The following is a 25,334-nucleotide window of genomic DNA, read 5'->3' as shown; positions in this document are numbered from 1 at the left end:
TGAAGAAGGCGCTTGGTGAATGTCTGCGCTTTACCTGATCTCGAGTCTTATCGTAAATCATGCGGTGTGGAGATGAACCGCTCCCTAAAAGTCTCTGACATGGTCTCGGGAGGTCTCTTGTCCACTTCCTGAGGCGGGAACATGCGCGATGATATGATTCGGAATCTTTAGAGGAAGCTATTGAGGATGAATTTCGCGCGCGGGTTATTTCTCTGGTCTTTATGTTTGGCATCGACTTTTCTATTAGGGCAGAGCTTCACGCTTGATCAGGCGTTAAGTGCGCCATTCAACTCTGAACTGACGGCCGCACCAATAGGTGGCACTTTTGCCTGGGTAACAAATCTGCAGGGTCGGCGAAATCTGTGGGCGGCAACCAGAAATGCCGACGGAAAAACGTACAGTTCTCAACAGCTGACTAAGTATTCCGAAGACGATGGCATTGAAATCGGGAATATCGCGTGGACGCCGGATGGCCAATCCCTCGTCTACGTGCGTGGCGGAGACTTTGAATTCCCAGAGCGGCCAGCCCCCAATCCCGATCTTCTTTCTGATGGAGTCAACCAGGAGATCTGGGTTGTCTCCGTGCATGGCGGAGAGCCGCGAAAACTCGCAACAGGCATGGCTCCCGCAGTCTCTCCAGTTGGAGACGAGATTGCCTATCTTCTCAAGGGTCAAATATGGGAGATGTCGCTGAAGGATCCGAATGCAAAGCCAGAGCAACTCATGCATACCCGTGGCACTCTATCATCGCTACTCTGGTCGCCGAATGGAAAGGCGCTGGCATTCGTTAGCGATCGCGGCGACCATAGCTTCATCGGCCTGTACACGCCTGAGACGAAGAGCCTGCGTTACCTCGATCCCGGCACAGATCACGATGGGTCTCCAGCCTGGTCGCTCGACGGAAAGAATATTGCCTTTGTCCGGGTTCCATACAGCAAGCATGAGGCGCTCTTCGGTCCCAAACGGACGGGTTTGCCATGGTCGATTCGAGTCGTAGAAGCCGAGAGCGGGAAGGGCCATGAGATATGGAGGGCCAATGAAGGAAGAGGCAGCGTTTTTCATGAAGCGCAGGGACAAAGTCAGCTTCATTGGACGAGTGCCGGGGCCATCATTTTTCCCTGGGAAGCGGATGGCTGGCTACATCTCTATTCGGTCAGCCCGAATCGCGAAACGGCGGAGTTGTTGACGCCCGGTGACTTCGAAGTAGACAGGGTCGCTGGAAGCCGTGACGGCAAAAGCATCATCTACTCTTCCAATCAGGACGACATCGATCGCAGACATATCTGGAAGCTCGATTCGGCGAGCGGGCATGTTTCTGAAATAACGCACGGAGAGGGAATTGAGACGGCGCCAGTTGTGTCCGGCGATGGCGAATCGATCGCCGTATTGCGTTCCGATGCGCGTGTGCCGATCCGGCCAGCCATCGTCGGCGTAAATGGCGATCTCGAAGACCTCGCGCCGCAGGCAAAGTTTCCGGCGGCAAGTTTTGTCGTGCCTCAACAGGTCATTTTTTCTTCTGCAGACGGATTCCGTATTCATGGACAGCTATTCCTCTCGAAGAGCACGCAGGATGGTCGCCGTCATCCAGCGATTGTCTTTTTCCATGGCGGATCAAGACGCCAGATGTTTCTCGGCTGGCACCCGATGGAGTACTACTCCAACGCCTACGGAATGAACCAATATCTAGCCAGTCTGGGATACATCGTATTGTCAGTGAACTACCGTAGCGGCATTGGCTACGGCGAGGAATTCCGCGAAGCCTTGAACTACGGCGCCACCGGAGCCAGCGAATTTAACGACGTGCTTGGAGCAGGACTATATCTGCGCGGGCGATCCGATGTCGATGCGGCCCACATCGGCGTGTGGGGAGGTAGCTATGGCGGCTATCTCACCGCATTGGCGTTGGCGCGCGCGTCAGACATGTTCGCTGCCGGAGTCGACATGCACGGGGTTCACGACTGGAATTTGGAATTGGGCAACTGGCTTCCGGCCTACGATCCTGCCGCTGATCCCCAGGGCGCCCGAACTGCATGGTTGTCATCTCCGCTTTCGTCCGTAAACACCTGGCGTTCGCCCGTCCTGCTTATTCAAGGCGACGATGATCGGAACGTTGTTTTTGCCCAAACGGTTCAGCTTGCCGAAGCTTTGCGCAAACAGAAGGTCGAAATTGACGAACTCATCTTTCCCGACGAAATCCATGATTTCTTGCTCCACCGAGACTGGCTTGCCGCATATTCTGCCAGCGCCGAATTCTTCGCGAAACATTTGAAATAGAAACATCGATGGGGGATCATCTTGATCCTCGCTGTCGAACTCCGTTTCCCGCTCTGTAGACAACAGTTTTTCGGCCTGAAAGCGCCACTTCTTCTCTAGACGTTCCCAATGAAAGCGCGTACATTGCGGTAGAGACTTTAGCTGCGCGTCTTCAAAAAACTCACTTTCTTGAACCAAATTTTGCATATATCGTGGCGCAGCGAGGTCCACTTTTCAGGGAAGGAATGTAGTCAAGCTACGTGGACCTGACATTTATCGACTGGCTCATCATGCTGCTGTATTTCGCTTTTGTGCTTGGCATTGGTTTTGCGCTTAAGCGATTCATGCGGACTAGCAAAGATTTTTTCCAGGCAGGCCGCTCCTTACCGGCATGGATCTGCGGACTCGCTTTCATCTCGGCCAATCTCGGCGCGCAGGAAGTGATTGGCATGGGTGCGTCGGGTGCGAAGTATGGCATTGCCACCAGCCATTTCTATTGGATCGGCGCCATTCCCGCGATGATCTTCGTTGGCGTCTTCATGATGCCGTTCTATTACGGGTCGAAGGCGCGATCCGTTCCCGAGTTTCTCCGTCTGCGCTTCGACGAAAAGACCCGAGCTTACAACGCCTGCTCCTTCGCTGTGATGACGGTGTTTTCTTCCGGCATCTCGATGTATGCCATGGCGCGGCTCATTCAGACGCTGCATGTCTTCGACTCGGTCTTCCTGAAGTTCAACCTGCCACTTGGCTGGATCTTTCACTTCGCGATCATCATTTCCGCTGTCATCGTCCTTGGCTATATCTTCCTCGGCGGCCTTACCAGCGCCATCTACAACGAGGTTTTGCAATTCTTTCTCATCGTCGCCGGATTCCTGCCGCTGGTCTGGGTTGGCCTGAAGAATGTTGGGGGATGGAGCGGACTAAAGGCCGCATTGCCCGTTGCCTATACCCATTCCTGGCGTGGAATGACCAACCCACATACAAATCCTTTGGGCGTGGAATGGTTCGGGCTCTCCATGGGGCTGGCGTTCGTGCTTTCCTTTGGCTACTGGTGTACCGACTTCCTCGTGATCCAAACAGCGATGGCATCGGATTCAGAAGAGTCAGCACGGCGCGTCCCGCTCATCGCTGCCGTCCCGAAGATGTTCTTTCCATTCCTCGTCATTTTGCCCGGATTGATCGCCATCGCAACGCCGACTCTAACGCAACACGCAATGATGCAATCCGCGCCATCACTGAGAGCGCCGGCACCGGCACCGGCAAATGACCTTTCCGATCCGACGAAATACAACCGGGGTCTGATTCCCGCTAAAGTGAATCCGGTTACGGGAAAGGTGATGACCGATGAGCAAGGCCAACCGTTGCTCGACTATGATCTCGCCATCCCAAACATGCTTCTGCACTACTTCCCAACCGGCATTCTAGGACTCGGCCTGACCGCGCTGCTTGCAAGCTTTATGTCCGGAATGGCAGGCAACGTGACGGCCTTCAACACAGTCTGGACCTACGATCTCTATCAGTCCTACATCCATAAGAACGCCAGCGATTCTCACTACCTGAAGATGGGGCGGTGGGCAACTGTCGGCGGCATTCTGTTATCGATGGCAACGGCCTACGCCGCAACGTCGTTCAACAACATCATGGACACGCTGCAGCTTGTCTTTTCTTTCGTGAATGCGCCACTCTTCGCAACATTCCTGCTGGGCATGTTCTGGAAGCGAACCACAGGGCATGCAGCATTTACAGGTCTCGTGAGTGGCACAGTAGCGGCCATTCTCCATCACGGGCTGACTCTGCCCGCTGATGCCCATCCAGGCATCCATGGTGGGTGGATTGCCGTGGTCCACTCCTATCCCAGTGAAATGGCGCAAAATTTCTGGACGGCAATCTGGGCATTTTCCACGAACTTCATTCTCACCGCGGTCATCAGCCTGATGACCAAGCCGCGTCCTGAGAATGAGCTGGTAGGGCTGGTGTATTCGCTTACGCCCAAACCGGTAGAGCACCACATGGCGTGGTATGCGCGTCCCAAGGTGATTGCCTTGGGGCTGATCGTATTGCTTGTCGCATTGAATCTGATCTTCCGCTAGCCGAGGAGCGAACAGAATGAATCTCGATCTGCGAATCCCCATGGGCCTGATGTTCTTGATCGTTGGCGTAATCATGAGCCTCTTCGGTTTGTTCACCCGTGGCAGCGTTATCTACGAGCGCTCCGCAGGACTGAACATCAATCTCATCTGGGGATTCGTCATGCTTGCTTTCGGGCTGACGATGTTCCTGCTTGGCCGCGCAAGCGACCGGCGCGCAGCCGCAGAACCAATCGAGGGGACCAATCGACCTCTTGGTGGGCGTGGCATGGGGCATTGATCATCGCCATTTCCTTCGCGGAGTAGGACCACGGAAGTTCCGGCGCATTTACTCTTCCACAACGTGCCAGCCGCTACACTAGCAATAGATGAAACATCGCACGATCGAGCACTATGAACTGATCCGGCGGCTGGGAGCAGGTGGCAGCGGTGTGGTGTATCTGGCGAACGACACGCTGCTGATGCGGCCTGTCGTTCTGAAGATACTGAAGCGCGGCGCTCTAACACTGGAGCAGATGCGCACCACCGTTCTGCGAGAAGCCCGCATGGCCTCGGCGATTGAACATCCGAATGTCTGCGGCATCTACGAAGTAGGCGAAGAAGGTGAAGAAGCCTACATCGTGATGCAGTATGTGCCCGGCCAGTCTCTCGACAAAATCATTGCGAAAGGCCCTGCGAGCATGCAACTGGCGCTTTCAGTCGGTATCCAGGTCGCCGATGGCTTGAGCGCTGCTCACTCGCTCGGAATTTTCCATCGAGATCTGAAGCCAGCGAATGCCATTCTCACCGACGGCGGCCTTGTGAAGATCCTGGACTTTGGTCTCGCTCGGCGTCTCAATCCCGAAGAAGCGGAGTTCGATCCTTCGAAATCTTCGCGCCGCAAAACCGGACCCGTAGCCGCCACCTACACCGCGCGTGGTGGCACGATCGCCTACATGGCACCAGAGCAATTCGTCACCGGCCAGAGCAGCGTACAGAGTGACATCTGGGCTTTGGGGGTGATCCTGTATGAACTGGTTAGTGGGCGGCATCCTTTCTCACGGCCTGACGCCGATGAATTCCAGAGCATCCGCGCCATTCAATTCATAGACCCACCTTCGCTCGATCAGTGCTGTCCTGACGTGCCCGGCGAATTCAGCTCGGTCATCCTGAGATGTCTGCAAAAGAATCCCGCCGAACGCTACGCCAGCGCCGCTGAAATCCGCGAGTCACTCAAAACCATCATGAAAGCGCTCCAGATTGAGACCGGTATTATTCCGGGCGAAGCCGCTGCGCATCTGCCGGTATCTACGCCAGAAGATGAGAAACGGACAACCGGTTTACTCTCCATGCTGGCGGAGCGCTTTCGCGAGTCCGCGGATACGCAGACCAAGCAGAACACGATCGTCGTTCTGCCGTTTAAGAACTTTGGCCCTTCAGAAGTAACGCCGCTCTACGGATTCGCCTTGGCCGACGCCATCGCTGCGAGGCTTTCACGCATGTCGTCGCTGGTTGTACGGCCCTCCAGCGCACTCATGCACCTCCCTTTGGCACAGCTTGATCCCCTCGATGTGGGCCAGAAACTGTTGGTGCGGTGGGTGCTGACGGGAAACTTCATCCGCTCGGAAAAGGGTTTCGACCTGAACTGGCAACTTCTCGATGTGTCAGGTCAGAGCGTGAGCGGAGGCGGAGCCATCAGCGTGCCGTCATTCGATCTGGTTGCAGTGCAGACGGAAATCTGCAATGAAGTCTTCGCTTCGCTGCAGGGAATCGGCCAGCTGACACAAACGAACGAACGAAGCAATGCGCCACGCACCACTCTCACCGAAAAGATTTCTGAAGAATATCTGCAGGCGCGCGCGATGTTGTCGTCGTTCATGCAGCGAACCGGCAGCAAGTCCGATCTTGACCGCGCACGTGAGTTGTTCGACCGCGTAACGCAAAGCAGCGCATCCTTCGCGCCCGCGTGGAGCGGGCTCGGCATCACGCATTTGCAATATGTTCAACACGGATTTGGCGGCCACATGCATGTGATGGCCGCGCGGCGCGCCTTTAACCAGGCATTGGAACTTGATCAGGGCTCCGTAGAAGCGAATCTCTACCGCGTTTACATGCTGCTGTCCCGCGGTGAAAAGGAAAGCGCCCGCCACGGCATTGAGCACCTGTTGCGAACGGCATCGAACGACTGGAATGTGCATCTGGTTGCTGGCATGACGTTGCGCGTTGACGGCGTATATGAAGAGGCTCTGGACCAGTTCAACCAGTCGTTGAAGCTGAACCCGTCGAATGCGCCAGTTATCTACAACCATCGCGCGCGAGTCTATCAATACCAGAACCAGCTGGAACTCGCCGATGAAGAACTGGAAAAGGGACTGACGCTCGAACCCAAGCACCCGCTGCTGCGTACCTCGGTTGCGTATCAGCGCATGCGTCAGGGCGATTTGCAACAGGCCATTCAACTGCTTGAGTCCGTCATACGCGATGACGACAGCATGCGCATTGCGTATCCAACTTTAGCCATGTGCTATGTGCAAGTCGGCGAGCGGGACCGTGGCGCCTCGCTCATCACTGAAGACTCGCTCTCCGCAGCCGAGGCTGACAGCGAAATGGCCTATCGTCTGGCAACATACTTCGCTGTCGAAGGAGACGAAAGCGAGGCCCTGCACTGGCTCCGCCGCGCAATCTATCTCGGAAACGAAAACTACCCATGGTTTGCCAAGAATCCAGCGTGGAACCGGCTCCACGGGCACACCGACTTCGAGCGTATCCTCGAAGACCTGAAAAAGAGCTTTCGCCGCAATCAGAAAACCTGGAAGCGGCTACTGGAGCAGGTACCCAAAGTTCCGCAGGTCTGATGTGCTTCCAGCGTACAGGGGTGATTTCAAGCTGTCCCCCCTCGCCTGTAAATTCATGAAAATAAAGCTGGTCTTGAAAGATAGCGCTATTTAATTGATTCTATTTTAGTTACGGGCATCTATTTAATTCTAAAGGAATTACCCGTCGAGATATAAATAGACTCATTTAAGGCCTGAGCCTTTTTGTTCCCTATTTCTATTTTACCGGATTCGCCAAAATAACACGCCAATTCAGCTTCGATTTAAATCATTGGAAACAGGTGAGTTATCAAATTATTTTGAGGTAAAGGGCTTGACAGGAAAATCTCATCTCTGCAATCCGGCTGTAATCGTGTTTAAGTAATCAGGTGCAGAACGCCTGCGACTAAAGCGAAAGCACACCGATGACTGCTCCGGCAAGCACCAGAATGGCTGGATTGATCTTGTATTGCAGGAGGATCAGCAGGACGCCAACGGCAATTGCAGCGGTTTCAACACCGAAGATTGCACCCTTTGCCATGGTGAAGCAGCCAGCCAACAGGAGGCCGATGGAGACGGGAGCTAGTCCCTCCTGGATGGAGGTCCGCCACGGCCACTTCTCCAGCTTCTTCCAGAGACGGGCCACGATAAAGGCGAGGATTGCGGTCGGCCCGAAGAAGGCGACTAATACAACGAGAGCACCGAGAAGCCCGCCGGCCCATTGTCCGACGGCAACGATCATCATCATGTTGGGCCCAGGAGCCATCTGTCCCACGCTGTAGAGGTGTATTAACTGCGGGAAGGTAAGCCACTTGTGGACCTCGACCGTCAGAATCTTCAGCTCTGGAAAGGCTGCCATGCCACCGCCAACCGTCAGGAGAGAAAGATAAGCAAAGACGCGGATGAGTGCGGGAATCTGGTTCATTGAGCCTCCCCTGCATTGTTCTGTTTGCGGGGCCGATGAAAGAGAATTGCCAGGAGGCCGACGGCTACGAGCGTACGTGGAACCCCGAGGTGCAGGCGGTTGACAGCAATGACGGTCAGCACGATGAAAACAAAGTCAAATTTGCCTGAGAGGGACTTCTTGCTCATGCTTACAACCGTCGACAGGATCAGGCCGACTGCCGCGGCGGCCACGCCTTTCAGCGCGGCGGTGATCCAGACGTGATCACCATGGATACGGTAGACGATGCCAACGCCGTACATGAGCACAGCACCCGGCAGGCAGATACCGATAATCGCGGCGAGGGCACCGAGCGCTCTGCCCAGTTTGTTGCCTACCTGAATAGCCATGTTGGTGGCGTTCAATCCGGGAAGGCTCTGGCTGATGGACAGCATCTCGACGAATTCCTTGTCATCGATCCATCCGCGTTTCGTTACGAGGCTGGCGCGAAGGTAGGGGACAACACCGCCGAAGCTTGTTGCCCCGATGATGAGGAACTCGAGAAATATCTGACCGATCGAAGCCCGAGTGAAGACCGGCGCCACGGCGGAAATGGTTTCGGTGGACGGATTGAGGGCCGCGTCACTCATGGCTCTGGGGCTCGTTCCCTTTTAGGCGGTAAACCATGGCAGTCTTGGTTACGCCCAGCGCGAGCCAATTCTCGACGTCGTTTTGCAGCGTGACATAGAACTGCGCGACCAGCTTCTTCTGCTTCTCAGCTACATCTTCTTTGCGATCGAATTTGACCTGAAACGCGAACTCTCCCACCAGAGATTTATGCTCGCCGCGGGTGCGCCACAAGGAGATGTCGCACTTGGCAACAATGCCTTTACCGAAGTCGAGCTCGCCGAGCGGCAGTAGAACTTCTTCCACGATGCCTTCGTTCACAAGGGCGATTTTCTCGTCATCCGATTTCTTGAGCGTGGCAAGTGCGGGGAAGACTTTTACCAGGGTGGTCACGGATGATCGATTCCCCTCATGGACCTGGCTTAATCCAAACTGGCAATTATGCGAGTAGAGGATGCGATATCCGCCGACCTGGTCTTTCAGAGGGAGGGCTTCGGCTTTGAATTTAATGCGGTATTTTCCGGCGATCTGCGGGCGGACGTCTACAGCAGCGGCTTTCTGTTCGTCCGGATGGCGGTATTTGAAGACGACTTCCGGGTCGCCTACGGGAAAGCCGTCAACGTAAGAGATGCGTCTGCGGAGAATGAAAGCGTTGTTATAGAGACGGAAGTCGGAAGTGTCGCCGAAGATGATCTCACGGATTTGGGGTCGCAGCTCAGCCTCGCGGTCCTCGATGAAGCCCACGCCAAGCTTTTTGGCGGTTCGTTGCACGATCTTGCCAAAGTCACGGAACGCCTGAACCGAGGTGAAGTTGTCGGGTTTCAGGATGAGCTTGGCTTCGAGGTACTGGACCCGATCAAGAGGAGTTCCATCGGCATATCCGGCCATATTGTCAGCGGCCGAAGGTGGTTGCGCAGCAGCGGTAGTCTTAACGGCTTTGGCCTTCTTGTCGATTTTCTCCTTTTGCTTCTCCTTGCTTTTCGCCATGACTTTCTGAGCTCTCTTTCCCCAAGCGCGCTGCGGCAATTGTGAGTGTGGTGGTGATGCTAAGCCGCATATCTGGGGCTGTTCTACTGTCACATTGGCCAGTGCAAGAGTATCTAGTCGTTGGAGGAGAAGTCCTGGAGTCCGGATCGTTCTGGATGGTAGACCAATCGGGAAGTTTCAGCCGTGAGGAGCTTCCGCAAGCGATAGATCGCCGGACCTTATTGTTGGCTGATGTATGTGGTGTTATTCCTGCGTTGAATTCTTTACAAGCTTCTTCGGCGCTGCACTCCGCCAGGCAGCGGCCATCGCTGGCTGGAGTGCTTTCTTCGTGGCCTTCTTCAGATGCACATGCGTCGCCCCATTTTTACCCCAGTAACCAGGAACGGGCGTGAAAACTTCAGGCCACTCCTGCACGAACTTGTCTTGATCGAGCGGCGGCAGTTTCACCATGCCATGGGTTTCGTTTGGGTAGGCGAGGGTCGCAAAGATCTTGCCCGCCACGCGGAAGTCGGGATGATTCATGTGCTCGGCCTCCACCGCTTCCGGGAAGCCGAGCGCTAAATGGCGAAAATCGTTGGGAGTCATCGAGGGGCCTCTTAATGAGATTTCTGCAACTCTTCCATGGAAACGTCTTTGACATGTGTTCCAATCCACCATTGGAAGCCGAATGGATCTTCTACTCCGGCCATGCGGTCGCCGTAAAACTGATTGGCGGGCTCGCGAAGACTCTTGGCGCCCGCAGACAGCGCCTGTTTGTACACTGCGTCGCAATCTTCGACATAGAACATGATGCTGGCTGCTGAACCACCCAGATGTTTCGGACTGTAAATACCCTTCTCGGGATATTCATCGGCCAGCATGATGACCGAGTCACCCAGCTGGATTTCCGCATGCCCGATGCGCCCGTCCTCTTGAGGCATGCGCATGCGTTCGGTGGCGGCAAACGCCTTCTTGTAGAACTCCAGTGCTTCAGCCGCTCCGCGAATGTGGAGATAAGGCTGAATGGTGTGATATCCATCGGGAATCGCTTTAACCTGTGACATAGGACTCAATCCTCCAAACGCCGACCATTGTCATCGATTCAGCTAACACCCGTATTGTAAAAAATTGACCTGATCACACATGCCCGCTTAAACCAATGGCACATGGTTCAGATGCGGTGTGGCTGCCGCAAGATAGGCTGAAGGCGTCATCCCGGAGAACGACTGGAAATCATGGATAAAGTGGGGTTGGTCGTAGTAGCCGCAGTCCAGCGCAACCTGCGTCCAATCGACTTCCTTTGATCCGTGAACACACAGCAGCGCCTGCTGGAAACGGCGCACGCGGCAGAAGGCTTTTGGCGTAAGTCCGACCTGCTGGCGAAAGAGCTGGATAAATCGGCGGGGACTGAGCCCGATCTTCCCGGTCATCCAGGCAACCGTCGTCGCATGTGGGACGCGGCGAAAATGATGCAGCGCGTAATCCACTGCAGGATGCCATGCCAACGGTCGTGCCAGTTGATCGAGCAGGTCCAGCTCAAGGATTTGAAACATGGCTGGTATGTTCGTCGCGGCGAGCATGCGCTCACGTAGTTCCTCTGCACGGGATCGCCAGAGGTCGTCCAAGGCAATCGAGGCATTCTCCGCGACATCTGCAGGCTCGCGAAAGAAGGGAAACGACCCGCCCGGCCGAAACTGAATACCTATGACCCTCTCCTGCTCGGCTGTGCCGATGACGAAATAGTTTGTGCGCGCGCCCGAAAGAACGGCATGGCCGTAAGTATCAAAGCGATTCACGTCATCCGGGTGATAGATCTTAATGGGTGTGTCTTCGAGGTTGAAGACGATCGTTGCTTCACCGTTGGGCATGAGCCGTTCATGCGTATGCGTACCCTCAGGGATACCTTCCCAGTACCAGAAGCACTCGATGAAGTTTCCGAGCGGAGAGGGCGGCTTGTAGCGTAGCGACCGCATGCAGGCTCCTGCCCAAGAGTCTACGCCTCAGTGCGCGGACAAATAAAAAGGAGCGCTTGAGCGCTCCCTTTTTTATGCTTAGCAGAAAAATTCAGTTTCGCGTTGGCATCAGATCCATTGGTTCAGTCAGGCTGAACGTGACCACGGAGCCCTTGGGCACTTCCGCGATTTCAGGGTGCTGCATCATCAAATGCACAGTGATAACGCCAGCGCCCACCAGAGATCCGATCACAGCGCCATGTGGGCCGGCAATCTTTGCGCCGACAATAGCACCCGTGCCCGCTCCAGCTCCATACTCAATCATTTCTTTTTTCAGATGAGAAGAAGGCTGAATGCCGCCCTCGCTGTCGGTCCGGGTATTCGGGGCCTTCGATTCAATCACCTGTGCGTACAGATGGTAAGCCGTGCCGTCCGGAAGTATGACAACATCGGGACGCAGACGCAAAGTCGCCGCAGGACCAAAGTGATGTCCCTGGCTGACGCTCACGACGCGGCCACGCAACTCTGAACCGGCGGGAATAATAATCCGGCCGTCTTTGTAAACGTCCGTCGCAACCTGGGCCTTGAAAGACGTGCCTGCATTCGTCTCCCGGGTGGAGAGTGTATCCATCAACCGCGCGCGAATGTTTGTGCCCTCGGCAAGTTCGTTGCTGGGTGATGGCACATAGCCGACGATGTCTTCGTCGGGATTATAGGGACGCTTTGAAAGTGTTGCGCTTGCTGCTGGTGTCGAGGTGTTAGCAGAAGTAGACGAGACAGACGTCACGATCCCGTAGTCAGGATTGGCAGCAGCAGCAGATGCGCTTGTCGGAGGTGCAGTGGCAGCAACTGCCGGCTGTGCCGGCACGGCAGGCGACGGCTTAGCCACAGGCGGGGTTGCGGGCTCTTCCTGGCTGGTGACAATGGTGTCATCTGCCGGAGGGTTGGAAACTCCCGTATTGGGAGGTTGGCTCGCCTGCTGGGCAAATCCCGCAGGAGCCAGCAGCAACGTACTGGCAAACGCAATCAGCGCGAGAGAGGTTCCCGTTCTCGTCATACATAACTCCATCACTTCAAAGCGAAGATGCAAAAACAACTAAACTGCATTCGTGAAATTCAGCGAAGACACAGTCTCAATCACATGCGCTGTTCGCTATGAATTGAACCCGGAACGAGCGAAACAGTCGCGCTTGAAAATAAGACTAGACCAATCAATGCGAAGCAGCCACACAGAGATGGATTCTGCGAACCAGAACAGGCAACAGATCGTTAAAGTTGGAGGAACACCAGCGCAAGAAAAGCTGCGTAGCCTGCGATGCAAGCAGGACCGATACGTCTTTGGTATCCTTTCCAAGGACATTCACGGAAGATTTCTCAGGAAGGCCATTTCATCACATGTCGGGCTTTGTAGACACCATAGGCGGCTTTGCCGGTGAGCCAATCCGTGTGGACCGACGCCCCAAACTCAAAGACCGGTTAAGACATCAGATTTCGAGGGACGAAATGACAGAGATTGCAGCAATTCATGCGCGCGAAATTCTTGACTCGCGCGGAAATCCGACAGTCGAAGCCGACGTAGTGCTTGCCGACGGCTCACTTGGCCGCGCAGCAGTTCCGAGCGGTGCTTCGACCGGTGAGCACGAAGCCGTTGAGCTGCGCGATGGAGATAAGACCCACTACCTGGGTAAAGGTGTTTTGCAGGCGGTAGAAAATGTCGAAAGCATTCTGGCCCCTGAATTGACGGGCATGGATGCGACCAATCAGCGTCTGCTCGACGCGACGATGATCTCCCTCGACGGAAGTCCTAACAAAAGCCGCCTGGGCGCAAATGCAATCCTCGCAGTATCCATGGCTGCCGCACGCGCTTCGGCAACCGCTCTTAAAGTGCCCTTGTATCGCTATCTGGGCGGAGTGAATGCTTCCCTTCTCCCGACGCCGATGATGAACATTCTCAATGGTGGTGCGCACGCAGACAACAACGTCGATTTTCAGGAATTCATGGTGATGCCGGTCGGGGCCGAGCGCTTTTCAGAAGCGTTGCGCTGCGGAGCTGAGATCTTTCACACGCTGAAGGGCGTGCTCAAGAAAAAAGGCTACAACACGGCGGTCGGTGACGAAGGCGGTTTCGCTCCTTCACTCAAGTCAAATACAGAAGCGATTGAAGTGATTCTTGAAGCCATCGAACTTGCCGGATACAAAGCAGGAGAAGACGTCGCCCTCGCGCTCGACCCGGCAGCGAGCGAGTTCTACGACAAGGAATCGGGCAAGTACATCTTCAAGAAATCCGACAAGAGTGAGAAGAGCAGCGAAGAGATGGCGCGCTTCTGGGAAAGCTGGACGCGTCAGTATCCGATCGTCTCCATAGAAGACGGCCTTGCAGAAGACGACTGGCAGGGCTGGAAATATCTTACTGACCTGGTCGGCGACCATGTGCAGCTCGTCGGTGATGACCTCTTTGTTACCAACACCGAGCGCCTGCAACGCGGCATTGAAGAAGGCATAGCCAATTCAATCCTGATCAAAGTCAACCAGATCGGCACGATCAGCGAAACACTGGAAGCAATTTCACTCGGTCGCCGCTACGGCTACACATCGATCATTTCTCATCGCAGCGGCGAAACAGAAGACACCTTCATCGCTGACCTTGCGGTTGGGACCGGCGTTGGCCAGATCAAGACCGGCTCTGCCTCGCGCACCGACCGCATTGCGAAGTACAACCAGCTTCTTCGTATCGAAGAAGAATTAGGGCAGGCCGCTGAATTTCTCGGCCTCGAAGCGGTAAACTTTGGCGAGTAAGTAAATCAATGGCGCGCGCGGAAAGACACTCCGCGCGTTTTCCTTTGCCATACATCCCAGGAGTCTTTATGCGAACCATCCAAACAGCTGCCTGCGCAGTGGTATTTTCTCTTTCAGCATTTGCCCAGCAGCCTACAACTTCGACCTCATCCAAGCCCGCTGCACCTGCAACCCAGCCGTCAACAACTGCAACCGAGCCAGCCATTAAGCCGCCGGCAAATCCGATTACGCCAACGCAGATCAAAGAGATGCAGGATCTAACGGGAGCGGAGGCGATGAAGAAACGCATTGTCGCAAATGCTATGCAGTTCTATCGCAGCCAGTTTCCTGCGTATGTGCCGCAGGATGTCATCGACGATCTCGATAAGAGCCTGGAGAATGCCGATCTCGAATCTCATGCTGCCGAGATTTATCCGAAGTACATTTCGACGGAAGACGCTTCGAGAATCATTGAATTCTACAAGTCGCCTGCGGGCCAGCGCATGATTGCCGCCCAGCCGTACATGATGACAGAGATGCAGCGTTCCGCCGTGCAGGTAGCGCAGCAGACAGCCAAGGATGTGATGTCGCGCCACAAGGACGAAATCGAAACGGCGCAGCGCAAATACATGGAGCAGCAACAGCAGAAGCCGTCGCTGAGCGCGCCTTCGAATCCATCTTCGAACTCACCAGGCACGACGACCTCACCGAGCACGACGAAGCCGCAAGGCACTACGAATCCGCCAAACACGCCGCAGAAATAAGAGCGTTTGATCTTAGGAGAACGAGTTGTCGATTCACAAAAGGCCGCTGGTCCTTACGATTCTGGACGGTTGGGGCTATCGCCCACAAATCGAAAACAATGCGATTGCACTGGCGCGCAAGCCCACCTATGACAAGCTGCTGGCAGAGTATCCGAACACTCTGCTGCATGCTTCCGATCATTTCGTCGGCCTCCCGGATGGACAGATGGGCAACAGCGAGGTAGGCCATCTCAACATCGGTGCAGGCCGCATCGTTCAGATGGACATCACGCGCATTGACGCTCTCATCGCGAGCGGCGATTTCTTCACCCATCCTGTTATCGCCGATGCCATGAAGCGCGCCCGTGACCGCCAGTTGCACCTGTTTGGACTGGTCTCCGATGGCGGCGTCCATTCCCATCAGGAGCATCTCTACGCGCTATTAAAGGCTGCGAAGCAGCACGGTGTAGAAAGAGTCTTAGTCCACGCATTCATGGATGGCCGCGATACGTTGCCCACCAGCGGGACCGGATATCTGGCCGCGTTGGAGCACAAAATGCGCGAATACAGCATCGGCAAAATCGCGTCCGTCTCGGGCCGCTACTACGCCATGGACCGCGATCGCCGCTGGGAGCGTGAGAAAAAAGCCTTCGATGCGATGGTGACGGGTCGCGCAGAGGGCGGCGCATATCAAGATCCGGTCGCGCGCATCAAAGAGTCCTACAACAACGGAATCACGGACGAGTTTATTGTGCCTTTCGTTGTTACAGATGAACATGGACATCCAAACGGGGTTATCCGCGAAGAAGATGTCTGCATCATGTTCAATTTCCGCGCTGACCGTGCGCGGCAGATCACGCGAGTCCTGGGCCGCAACAGCAACTTCACGAAAGAGGGTGGCAGGGAACTCATCAATGCTGCCGAACTCGATGAAACGATTCCGCGCAATGTAGTGCCGAAAAACCTTCATTACGTCTGCATGACGCAGTATGACAAGAACTTCACGCTGCCCATGGTCATTCTGCCGGAGTCGATGGAGAACCTTCTGGCAAACATGCTCGCGCAGGCAAACCTGCGAAATCTCCGCGTTGCGGAAACCGAGAAGTATGCCCACGTCACATATTTCTTTAACGGGGGAATTGAGACGCCGTTCCCCGGCGAAGACCGCGTGCTCGTGCCATCACAAAAAGTAGCGACATACGACCTCGCTCCGGAGATGAGCGCCGCCGGGATCGCGGACGCCGTCGTGAAGGCCGTCGAAGATACGGCGTTTGATCTGGTGGTCGTCAACTTTGCCAACGCTGATATGGTAGGCCACTCCGGCAAGCTGGAACCGACGATCAAGGGAGTGGAAACTGTCGATGCCTGTCTCGGACGAATCTATCAGTCCATTCGTCAACGAGGCGGTTCGCTGCTCATTACCGCGGACCATGGCAACGCAGAAATGATGGTCGATCCCGTATCAGGCGGCCCGCACACGGCGCACACCACCAATCCTGTGCCGTTTATTCTCGTGAGCGAAAATGCAAAGAGCTACTCACTCAAACCGAGCGGGTCGTTACGCGATATCTCGCCAACGCTACTCAGTATTCTAGGGATAGACCAGCCGGGTCAGATGACCGGCGGTGACCTGCGTCAACGAATCAGCTAGGCGTCTCCAGAAAAGAAAAAAGCCCTCATCGTCGATGAGGGCTATCATCTTTGCACCAAGAGGTCAGAAAACCTTTTGCTCATGCGGATACCATGTCACCTGAAATTGGATCGTGGTATCGTTCTGGACGCCAGTCTTATAGATTGGCGCCACCCACCGCTCGTACTGCACCCATCCGTTAAGTTCTATATCTTTGTGGATACGCTTAACGACATTGAAGTCCCAGTCGTTTTGAGTGGTTCCTCCAGGTAAGAATCCTTTAGTCGTTCCCTGGGCGTTTTGGAATTGTTGCGGTATCTTCATCGTGCGGTAGCTGAATTGGATCTGCTCCTGCGGTGACAGATGCCAGGTGAGCCAGCTTTGCCCGCCAGTCGCCTGGCGGCCCAGCCAACTGCCCATGATGAAGCCCTTGTTCGTGTAACCCTGTTTCTGGATGGCTTCGTTATAAAGGAAGTTAGGTCCACCTGTACTTACCGTGTCCGTCGTGCCGCCCTCTACTCTCAAATCCAATTTATCCAGACCTGGAAAGTGGGATAGATATAGTCCGGGCATGTAACCAGAGCGCCTGGGAGCGCTAACCGGACTGACATCGTCATGCACAAGAGAGTCCGTATAGAGCGTGAGCCATTTGCGCATGAAAGGCAGCCGGTAAGAAAAATCGAATGTGCCAAAGCGAGCACCTGGGTCTTCTCGGGAGTCCTTCACTGCCGGAGAAACGGCCGCTAAACTGAAGAAGCTTTTCAGGAAGGTGTGAATGGTAATAGGAGAGTGATCCTTGCCGCCCCAGATCACTGTTCGTTCAAAACCGAGTTCGAGATTTTCTGTCGGCTTGAAGCTGATTTTCTCCGCATGCATCCATGGTGAGTTCGGGTACGTATGCCCCTTCAGGCTGCCGATAAAAAAATCGTAACGGAAGGGCCCCGTCAGCTTCGAGAGGAATGGAATGTACAGCGGCTCGACACGATCGATTTGGAAAGCATAAATGTTCTCAGCATTATTGCTGAATGCAAAGCTGCCGGACTGATTCGGAGCCCACCAGTGGTCGCTTTTGCCGAACGAAACCTCATGATTCAGGATGTTGTACGACAGATTCGCTTCCATCACCCTGAACGTATTTGTCGACTGGATCGGTCCCAAGGGGATCGTAGCCTGGTTAGGATTTGAGGCGACTGGGATGCCGAGGTCCAGATTGGAAAGAAACGCGAAGAGCGCGGGCGAATAGCCAGTAGCGCTGGGTGCGTGTTGATACTCGCCGCGAAAATAAAGCGCGAAACGGCCAAGCTCACTGTGCGCGCTGAACCCTGTGTAATTATTGAAGCCTTCCTGGTAGGGGCGCCCATAGTCGTTCACGATAGTCTGCCCGAGGTGAAAGCTATCGCGAAGAGGCGTGCCCGTGATGCCGCGCATGATCGTGTAGGCACTTTCAAATTCAGCGCGCGCCGCGTGTGACCCGAAATTCTTTTCAAGTTCCGGGGCGACTTCGTGCAGAACACTGGAATAGATTTCGCGTGCCTCGTCGTTGTTCGTGTCGGCGTCGATCTTGTCAGCGGTCTTCTGGAGCATATGCAGGATGCTTAAGCGTGTCCACGGCCGCAATCCCAGAAATGCGGTGTCAAGGTAGCCTAGGCCTTGCAAGCGAGAGAGCGCCGGATAAACCCAGCTATCCATCGGAATGTAGACTGATCCAACCGTGCTGATATTGGTGATAGGCGATGCCGGCGTGTAGTTGGGCGGGACAGGTTGCTGAGGCGTGCCAGCATCTGCACCAGCATCCGCGGTGACCTGCTGGGTTGCAACATCCTGAGCGAGTATGGATTGCAGCGGTAAGCTAAGCGCTGAAAAAAAACAAATCAACTGGACAAACTTCACTCGCACCTCGAACGATTGAGAATCAACTCCCTTCAGCAGCGACCCAGTACCGAAGGGTAAATGAATGTAACAACGTTGCTTTTCAAGGCTAGATGAACAAATCTCCTGTGACAAGCAACCGTCTTGCGCTTGGATGCAAGGCAGTAAACAGCGAATGTCTTGCCGGGTGTACTCGATTCTGCCCGCGTCGTCAGTTCAAAACATGAGCGGTAACAATGTCCAATTCTACACAACAAAGACATGCTGAGTTTCGCGCTGCGCTGTCTTCTGGCGCGACTGCTTTCCGGCGACCGCGATTGCTTTCTCAAATGCGAGAATCGTCGTTTGTCGCTGTTCTTCTCTAAAGAGATCTTTCGCGGTTAGATATCGCTCCATATTTCGAATCGGATCCTGACCCACTCCGCCAGTGCCGTTCTTCGGAAAGAAGTGGCAGGCGATCACACTGGGGCCTCCACCTCGCCGCGCCCGTATCATGCACTCATGTGCAACTCGGTAGACAGCGACGACATCGCTCCCATCCACCGAAATCACAGGGAAGCCATAGGAGTACGTCTGCAACGCATCGATAGGCTCTGCGTTATAGACGTAAATCACCGGCAGCTTGTGTGCCGCGGCGAACTTGAATGCGTCGCGAGCAGCTTCGCTGCTTTCCGGATTTCCGGAAAGGAATGCAATCGTGACGCCATCTTTGTTCTTGCCACTGTGCGCATAGGCAACGCCTGTCGCGAGCGCGCCTTCGGCTGCTGCTCCCGCATTTGTGATGGCCTTACGCTGTTTCACGTGCGACAAAGAGCTTTCATCCGTTTTCCTAAAGATCGAAGGCAGCGCTTCACCCTTCAAAAAACGCGCGACCGACGCATTGGCCGAAGAGACGATCGTGTCTTCGGCCAGCAGATCGATTGTTGTGCCAACAGCCACAGCCTCTTTGCCCTTCCACGAAGGCCCGCTGCTAAGACTTCGAGCGTGCGAATCAACGATGCGGCACTTCAGCATCGTGGTGTACAGCTGTTTCAATTTGGCATTGCTGATGAGGGGTTGCGCCTTCTCTGCAGTTGTCTTTTTAGCGGTTTTTGTGGGCATGTCTTGGGCCAATTGTAGCGCAGCCTAAGCGGCATTGGAGACAGTGCTCGACCATGCTGCATGAGAAATTGTTTTCAACAGAATTGTGAAAAAGTCTGTGCAAGACTGGGCTTCGATCAAGGGAACCGCAGCAATGGTGCGGCCTCTAGCTCTCTGCACTCTTTCTGTTGCAGTGCAGCCAATCTGCAACAGAACCCTCTGCAAGCAATCTTTACGTCGAATAGTCCGCATTAATGCGCACATACTCCGCCGTAAGATCAGTTGTCCAGAACCGGCACTTGCCATTACCAATGCCCAGATCCAAGCGCACGATAAACTCTCGCTGTTTAAGGTAAGCGTGAGCTGCAGCTTCGTCGAAATTCGCAACGCGACCGCCGTTCTTACAGATCTGTTGCTCCCCGAACCAGATGTTGATACGTTCCGGATCGATCGTGGCGCCGGAATAGCCTGCCGCAGCCATCAACCTGCCCCAGTTCGGGTCGCACCCCGCCCAGGCCGTCTTAACCAACGGAGAGTGAGCAATGGCCTTTGCAACGGTCAGAGCATCACGATCTGTGGCCGCGCCTTCAATCCGCAATTCCACAACGTGAGTCACTCCCTCGCCATCCTCCACAATCTGCTTTGCAAGCGATGTGCAGACCTCAGTAAGCGCGCCGAGAAACGATGTATTTGTTGAGTCGACCTGAACGCTGCTCGCGCCGGAAGCCAGCAGCAGAACCGTATCGTTGGTGGAAGTGTCGCCATCAATCGAGATGCGATTGAAGCTTACCTCCGCGCTTTGCCGCAGCAGTGTATCCAACCCTGAAGGTTCAATCGCGGCATCCGTAAAGAGATACACCAGCATCGTGGCGTGAGGAACAAGCTGCGGATGGATCATTCCCGCGCCCTTGCAGACACCGGCGATGCGCACAAGTCTTCCATCCAGCTTCAACGACGCACACGCGACCTTCGGCCTGGTATCGGTCGTCATAATGGCGCGAGCAAATTGCGCAAAGTGCCCCGGCGTTGCTCCGAGACTTGCCGCGACTTCGGGCAGTGCCGCAATCGGCTTTTCCGCCGGTAGCGGCACGCCAATAATTCCCGTCGATGAGGGAAATACCTCGTGCCCTTCGCATTGAAACGTCTCAGCCGCAGCAGAGCAGACCCGTTGACATGCAACGATGCCGATCTGCCCCGTCGCGCAGTTGGCATTGCCTGCATTTACGGCTACCACGCGCACATGTCCGGCACTGCGAGCAAGATGCTTGCGCCCAACAATAATCGGCGCCGCCACGACGCGATTGCCCGTGAACATTGCGGCAGCGCTTGCAGAAACATCGGCGACCGCAACGGCAAAATCTGCGTTGCCACTCGGTTTAATTCCAGCCTTTACGGCAGCAAAGCGAAAGCCAAGAGGCAGTGCTTCATCAGGGACGAGGGATGAATCATTCATTGTTGGTATTTACTCTAAACAAGATACCAATTAAGGAAGGATAAAGATTGGCGAGAGAACACTCAGCGGAATTTCTGCGCATGCAGCAGGTAAGCGTAGCCCGTGGCGATGCCGTCGTGCTCCACAACATCAACCTCGCCATCGCAACCGGCGAGCACGTCGCCATTCTCGGCCCTAACGGCTGCGGAAAATCGACCCTGATCAAGACCATCACCTGCGAGTGCTATCCCATCTTCACGCCGGAGATGCAATGCCGCCTCCTGGGCCGCGAACGCTGGGATGTCTCGCAACTGCGCCAGCATCTCGGAGTCGTTTCAGCCGACCTGCCGGGCGAGCGCACTCCAGTGTCGAAGGGCCGCGACGTTGTCGTTGCCGGATACTTTTCCGCATCCACGATCTGGCCCAATCTTCATATCACGGAAGAAATGCGTGAGCGCGCGCACGATGCCATGGCGCTCATGCAGGCTACGCATCTGGCAAACAAACTCGTCGGTGAAATGTCCGCAGGAGAACAGCGCCGCATCATGATCGCCCGCGCCCTCGTCCATAAACCGGAGATGCTGCTGCTCGACGAGCCATCGAACGCGCTCGACCTCGCAGCACAGCGCGAACTGAGAGACGCCCTGCGAGTCGTCGCGCAGCAGGGAACAGGAATCATCATGGTCACGCATCATCTGGCAGATATTCTCCCCGAGATCGATCGCGTCATCATGATGCGCGCCGGACGCATCGTCGCCGATGGTCCGCGACAAGGTCTGATCACAGTAGAGAAGCTGCGCGAACTGTTCGGCGTGGAAGTCACACTCACGGAGCGCGACGGTTATTGGCACTCCTGGTAGCGCCACTTGATTTCCTGCGCGCTGAAGCATAACTTCTCAAGTACACGGGAAAGGAGGTTGATCCAGCCAATGAAAAGTTCTGATGGTAGTAGTTGCACGATCCTACGTGAGGTGACTGAGGCTTAGAGCACCCTTTGCTCTAGACCTGGCGAACAGCAAACACACTCGCCGAGGCCCACTCACAGATCGAAGGGTGCCTCAGGTCAATCTCAACAGTCTACCGGTATCGAAGGCCCGCTCCGCCGAATCTGGCAGCGGGCCTTCGTGCGTTTGCCGATAATCTTCTGTACGAGGACCCGATGGAAGATCGCACAGACGACATTTTTGGCTGGTTTCGTGGAAAGGCAAAAATCATTGGCGATATCGTATCGCCCATTGTCCCTGAAGAAGAGTGGGAGTGCTTGAGAACCCATCCTCACGACCCGCTTTACAATAAACCCATGGAACCCCTCGTCATCGCAGGCAAAGCATTCCAATCGCGCCTCATCGTCGGCACAGGCAAGTACAAGGATGGCGCGGAAACGCAGGCCGCCATCGAAGCCTCCGGCTCCGAGATGGTCACCGTCGCCGTCCGGCGCGTCAATCTCGATCGCTCCAAGGAATCGCTGCTCGACTTCATCGATCCGCAGCGCTACTTCCTGCTGCCCAACACCGCTGGCTGCTATACCGCTGACGAAGCGATCCGCGCCGCGCGACTGGGACGCGAAGTCGGCCTGTCGGATTGGGTCAAAATCGAAGTCATTGGCGACCAGGCCACCCTCTATCCAGACGTTCAAGCGACGCTTGAAGCCACCCGAACGCTGGTAAAGGAAGGCTTTACAGTTCTCCCGTATACCTCTGATGACATTGTGTTTGCCAGGCGCCTGATTGATGTGGGGGCAGCCGCGGTGATGCCGCTCGCCGCACCCATCGGCAGCGGACTGGGAATTCAGAATCGCGCCACCCTCAAGATTCTCCGCGAGATGATCACGGAGGTTCCGCTCATCGTTGACGCTGGCGTCGGCACAGCCTCGGACGCAGCCCTGGCAATGGAGATGGGCGCTGACGGCGTGCTCATGAACACGGCCATCGCCGCCGCTGCGAACCCGATCCTCATGGCCGAAGCCATGCAGCATGCAGTCCTCGCCGGACGGCAGGCGTATTTGGCAGGTCGCATGCCGCGCAAGCTGTATGCCACCGCCAGTTCTCCACTGGAAGGCATTTCGCGATAAATTCATGCAATTCCCGATTGACAAAGCTCGGCCGCGGGTTCTCTAATGCCGCGTATCAAAGGGATGTCAAATTCCAGGGCCGAACTCAGGGTCTTGCGTCAATTCAGCTGGTACATCTCCCAGCGTTGCTTTCAAAACTAAGACAACCACCGCAGTTGAAGGTTTCCCACTCTGCTGTTTCACGGGTTTCCACGGTGGAAATAAAACTCTGGAGATTCCTATGGCCTTTGAACTCGAAGAGTTTCTGAAAATTCGTCCGGGGTACAACGGCGATCCTGGACCAGACATGTACAGTCTGATTGCTTCGCTGACGGAAGCGCAGCAACGCGAAGCCGCTGCGGTCATTAATAAGACTCTTGGCGAGATACACGTTCTCCGCGGCGCGGCGATTACTCAGATCGGAAACATTGCGGCCAAAACCGGCCCTCAATCACGCTGAACCGGACTGGCTACTCATGCCCGACCTTCTAAACGTGTGTTCTGACTTCGGGACCACGCTTGCGCGGCCTCGTGACGCTTCACGCGCGGTGGTGCTGATCGGCTTCAAGCGGCAGGGAAATCTCGGCCTCGGATACCTCGCCTCTACTCTTCGGGCACGGGGCTATCGCGTAGACATACTCGATTTCGAGGATCCCTACGAGGAAATCGAGGCAGCCGTTCTGAGCGCGCAGCCTGTGCTTGTCGGATTCTCTCTCATTTTTCAGTTCTACATTGTCCGCTTTGAGCGTCTGATGTGTCGTCTCCGCGCAGACGGCGTGAATGCACACTTCACCATGGGCGGGCATTTCCCCAGCCTCAGTTATGAGCACGCCCTCGAACTCGCTCCGCAACTGGATAGCGTTGTGCGCTTTGAAGGGGAACTGACTCTGCTCGAACTCGTCGATTGCCTCACTGTCGGTCGGGAGTGGCGCTCGATTCAGGGAATTGCTTATCGCCAGGACGAACGCGCGGTAGCGACGCAGCTTCGTCCACTCATTCACGATCTGGACGAGATTCCCTATCCCGACCGGGCGATTCAGCCCCGCGTCATCTTGGGGAGGCCTGTTATGCAGATGCTGGCCAGCCGCGGCTGCGCTCGCACCTGCTCCTTCTGTTCGATTCATATGTTCTATCGCAGCGCGCCGGGTAAGGTAGTGCGGACGCGAAAGCCCGCTGAGATCGCGCGCGAGATGCGGATGTTGCACGAAGAGCGTGGCATCAGCCTCTTTCTCTTTCAGGACGATGATTTTCCGGTCTTTGGTCCGGCATGGCATCGCTGGACGCGCGAATTCTTAGCCGAACTCTATCGTCAGGATCTGCCCAGCCATATTCTCTGGAAGATCAATGCGCGCGCCGACGCGGTCGATCCCGACCTCTTCGCGGAGATGCGCGATGCGGGCATGTATCTGGTCTATATGGGCCTTGAATCAGGGAGCGAAGAAGGCCTGGTTACGTTGAACAAATCAATTACCGTGCAGCAAAACATCCGCGCGGTCGACTGCCTGAAAGAACTCAACATCCTGTTTGACTTCGGTTTTATGCTGCTCGATCCCTCCAGCACCTTCCAATCCATCCTGGAGAATGTGGCTTTTCTGCGGCGCATTGTCGGTGACGGCTACATGGCCGCGGAGTTCTGCCGCATGATCCCCTACGACGGGACGCCCATCAAAGAGCAGCTGGCCCAGCAGGGACGCTTACGGGGAGACGTCTGCAACCCTGATTACGACTTCCTTGACCCGCGTTTGCACGACTTCTATGCGGCCGTGAGCGAATTGCTGAACATCACGGGCTGGATTCACGGCTTGCAGGCTCTGTCACCGCAACTGAAGAACCTCTGGTCGGAGTTTGCGGTGATCGAGCGCCTATTTCCATCGGTGCCGGACATTCAGGCGTATAAGAGCGAATTGCGGCAGATCACCAAAGCGAGCAACGAGGTGCTGTTCCAGGTTGTCGAAGACCTGGCCTATGCCTTTATCGAAGATCGGAGGCCGAATCATTCTCAATATGCACTCCGAGAAAAATGCAGCCGCTTCGTCGATGGCATGCTTATCGCCCGTAATGAGTTCGTCATGCGCAACCGGCTATACTTCCTGAAGGAATTGGGAATTGAGGAGCCACAGGCCGTTGCCTGAATGGCGGCGGGCACCTCGTCCAATACTGTTTTCCCCCGCCTTCATCAGCTAAACTCATCCTCG

General features: G+C 55.4%; 21 protein-coding genes. 11 read left to right on the top strand and 10 right to left on the bottom strand.

The features are described 5' to 3' along the window. Window positions 1-186 precede the first annotated feature (186 nt). From H7849_RS09665 to H7849_RS09650, 4 genes are all read left to right on the top strand, one after another. Complete coding sequence (locus H7849_RS09665; protein ID WP_186746047.1) at window positions 187-2,274, top strand: S9 family peptidase; 2,088 nt, start codon at window positions 187-189, stop codon at window positions 2,272-2,274. Window positions 2,275-2,513: 239 nt separating this feature from the next. Further along, a complete protein-coding gene (locus tag H7849_RS09660; protein ID WP_222439786.1) occupies window positions 2,514-4,343 on the top strand; it encodes a sodium:solute symporter family protein in 1,830 nt (609 codons plus the stop codon). Between the two features lie 16 nt (window positions 4,344-4,359). After that, complete coding sequence (locus H7849_RS09655; RefSeq protein WP_186746045.1) at window positions 4,360-4,620, top strand: hypothetical protein; 261 nt, start codon at window positions 4,360-4,362, stop codon at window positions 4,618-4,620. A gap of 88 nt (window positions 4,621-4,708) precedes the next feature. Further along, a complete protein-coding gene (locus H7849_RS09650; RefSeq protein WP_186746043.1) occupies window positions 4,709-7,174 on the top strand; it encodes a serine/threonine-protein kinase in 2,466 nt (821 codons plus the stop codon). A 364-nt stretch (window positions 7,175-7,538) separates the two neighbouring features. On the opposite strand, the gene H7849_RS09645 is transcribed toward H7849_RS09650, so the two are convergent. The 7 genes from H7849_RS09645 to H7849_RS09615 form a co-directional block, all read right to left on the bottom strand. Continuing rightward, window positions 7,539-8,057 (bottom strand): chromate transporter, encoded by a 519-nt coding sequence (locus H7849_RS09645; protein WP_186746042.1) that lies wholly within the window; start codon window positions 8,055-8,057, stop codon window positions 7,539-7,541. Further along, entirely contained in the window at window positions 8,054-8,665 is a 612-nt protein-coding gene (locus tag H7849_RS09640) for a chromate transporter (protein ID WP_186746040.1), read from the bottom strand. The genes H7849_RS09645 and H7849_RS09640 overlap by 4 nt, the downstream gene beginning before the upstream one ends. Next, window positions 8,658-9,629 (bottom strand): hypothetical protein, encoded by a 972-nt coding sequence (locus H7849_RS09635; RefSeq protein WP_251106715.1) that lies wholly within the window; start codon window positions 9,627-9,629, stop codon window positions 8,658-8,660. The genes H7849_RS09640 and H7849_RS09635 overlap by 8 nt, the downstream gene beginning before the upstream one ends. A 243-nt stretch (window positions 9,630-9,872) precedes the next feature. Next, window positions 9,873-10,214: an MmcQ/YjbR family DNA-binding protein gene (locus tag H7849_RS09630; protein ID WP_186746038.1), complete on the bottom strand. Its 342-nt coding sequence runs from the start codon at window positions 10,212-10,214 to the stop codon at window positions 9,873-9,875. 11 nt (window positions 10,215-10,225) lie between these two features. After that, window positions 10,226-10,672, bottom strand: a complete 447-nt coding sequence (locus H7849_RS09625; RefSeq protein ID WP_186746036.1) for a VOC family protein — start codon at window positions 10,670-10,672, stop codon at window positions 10,226-10,228. 87 nt (window positions 10,673-10,759) lie between these two features. Further along, on the bottom strand, window positions 10,760-11,581 hold the full coding sequence (locus H7849_RS09620) for a DUF6597 domain-containing transcriptional factor (RefSeq protein WP_186746035.1): 822 nt from the start codon (window positions 11,579-11,581) through the stop codon (window positions 10,760-10,762). Between the two features lie 91 nt (window positions 11,582-11,672). After that, on the bottom strand, window positions 11,673-12,617 hold the full coding sequence (locus H7849_RS09615; protein WP_186746033.1) for a TraB/TrbI/VirB10 family type IV secretion system protein: 945 nt from the start codon (window positions 12,615-12,617) through the stop codon (window positions 11,673-11,675). A 338-nt stretch (window positions 12,618-12,955) separates the two neighbouring features. Here H7849_RS09615 and eno point away from each other — a divergent pair, with 338 nt between their 5' ends. From eno to gpmI, 3 genes are all read left to right on the top strand, one after another. Then, entirely contained in the window at window positions 12,956-14,356 is a 1,401-nt protein-coding gene (gene eno / locus H7849_RS09610; protein ID WP_490337732.1) for a phosphopyruvate hydratase, read from the top strand. 68 nt (window positions 14,357-14,424) lie between these two features. Beyond that, entirely contained in the window at window positions 14,425-15,099 is a 675-nt protein-coding gene (locus H7849_RS09605; protein WP_186746031.1) for a DUF2059 domain-containing protein, read from the top strand. A gap of 25 nt (window positions 15,100-15,124) precedes the next feature. Beyond that, a complete protein-coding gene (gene gpmI, locus H7849_RS09600) occupies window positions 15,125-16,729 on the top strand; it encodes a 2,3-bisphosphoglycerate-independent phosphoglycerate mutase (protein WP_285288941.1) in 1,605 nt (534 codons plus the stop codon). A 63-nt stretch (window positions 16,730-16,792) separates the two neighbouring features. Here gpmI and H7849_RS09595 read toward each other — a convergent pair whose 3' ends face one another. The 3 genes from H7849_RS09595 to argJ all read right to left on the bottom strand — a co-directional run bounded on the left by H7849_RS09595 (window position 16,793) and on the right by argJ (window position 21,110). Then, window positions 16,793-18,598, bottom strand: a complete 1,806-nt coding sequence (locus H7849_RS09595; protein WP_251106714.1) for a capsule assembly Wzi family protein — start codon at window positions 18,596-18,598, stop codon at window positions 16,793-16,795. A gap of 225 nt (window positions 18,599-18,823) precedes the next feature. Next, complete coding sequence (locus H7849_RS09590) at window positions 18,824-19,678, bottom strand: thiamine pyrophosphate-dependent enzyme (RefSeq protein WP_186746029.1); 855 nt, start codon at window positions 19,676-19,678, stop codon at window positions 18,824-18,826. Window positions 19,679-19,889: 211 nt separating this feature from the next. Then, window positions 19,890-21,110, bottom strand: coding sequence for a bifunctional glutamate N-acetyltransferase/amino-acid acetyltransferase ArgJ (gene argJ / locus H7849_RS09585; RefSeq protein ID WP_186746027.1), 1,221 nt, complete (start codon window positions 21,108-21,110; stop codon window positions 19,890-19,892). 47 nt (window positions 21,111-21,157) lie between these two features. On the opposite strand from argJ, the gene H7849_RS09580 reads away from it, so the two are divergent. From H7849_RS09580 to H7849_RS09565, 4 genes are all read left to right on the top strand, one after another. Next, entirely contained in the window at window positions 21,158-21,949 is a 792-nt protein-coding gene (locus tag H7849_RS09580) for an ABC transporter ATP-binding protein (protein ID WP_251106713.1), read from the top strand. A 440-nt stretch (window positions 21,950-22,389) separates the two neighbouring features. Beyond that, window positions 22,390-23,160 carry a thiazole synthase gene (locus H7849_RS09575; protein WP_186747357.1) on the top strand — a complete coding sequence of 257 codons (771 nt, stop codon included), beginning with the start codon at window positions 22,390-22,392 and terminating at the stop codon, window positions 23,158-23,160. Window positions 23,161-23,380: 220 nt separating this feature from the next. Next, on the top strand, window positions 23,381-23,599 hold the full coding sequence (locus tag H7849_RS09570) for a hypothetical protein (protein ID WP_186746025.1): 219 nt from the start codon (window positions 23,381-23,383) through the stop codon (window positions 23,597-23,599). Window positions 23,600-23,615: 16 nt separating this feature from the next. Next, window positions 23,616-25,271, top strand: coding sequence for a B12-binding domain-containing radical SAM protein (locus tag H7849_RS09565; protein ID WP_186746023.1), 1,656 nt, complete (start codon window positions 23,616-23,618; stop codon window positions 25,269-25,271). Window positions 25,272-25,334 lie beyond the last annotated feature (63 nt).

It is taken from the genome of Alloacidobacterium dinghuense, from assembly GCF_014274465.1.
Classification (GTDB): Bacteria; Acidobacteriota; Terriglobia; order Terriglobales; family Acidobacteriaceae; genus Alloacidobacterium; species Alloacidobacterium dinghuense.
This window is presented reverse-complemented; position numbering and strand designations above follow the sequence as displayed.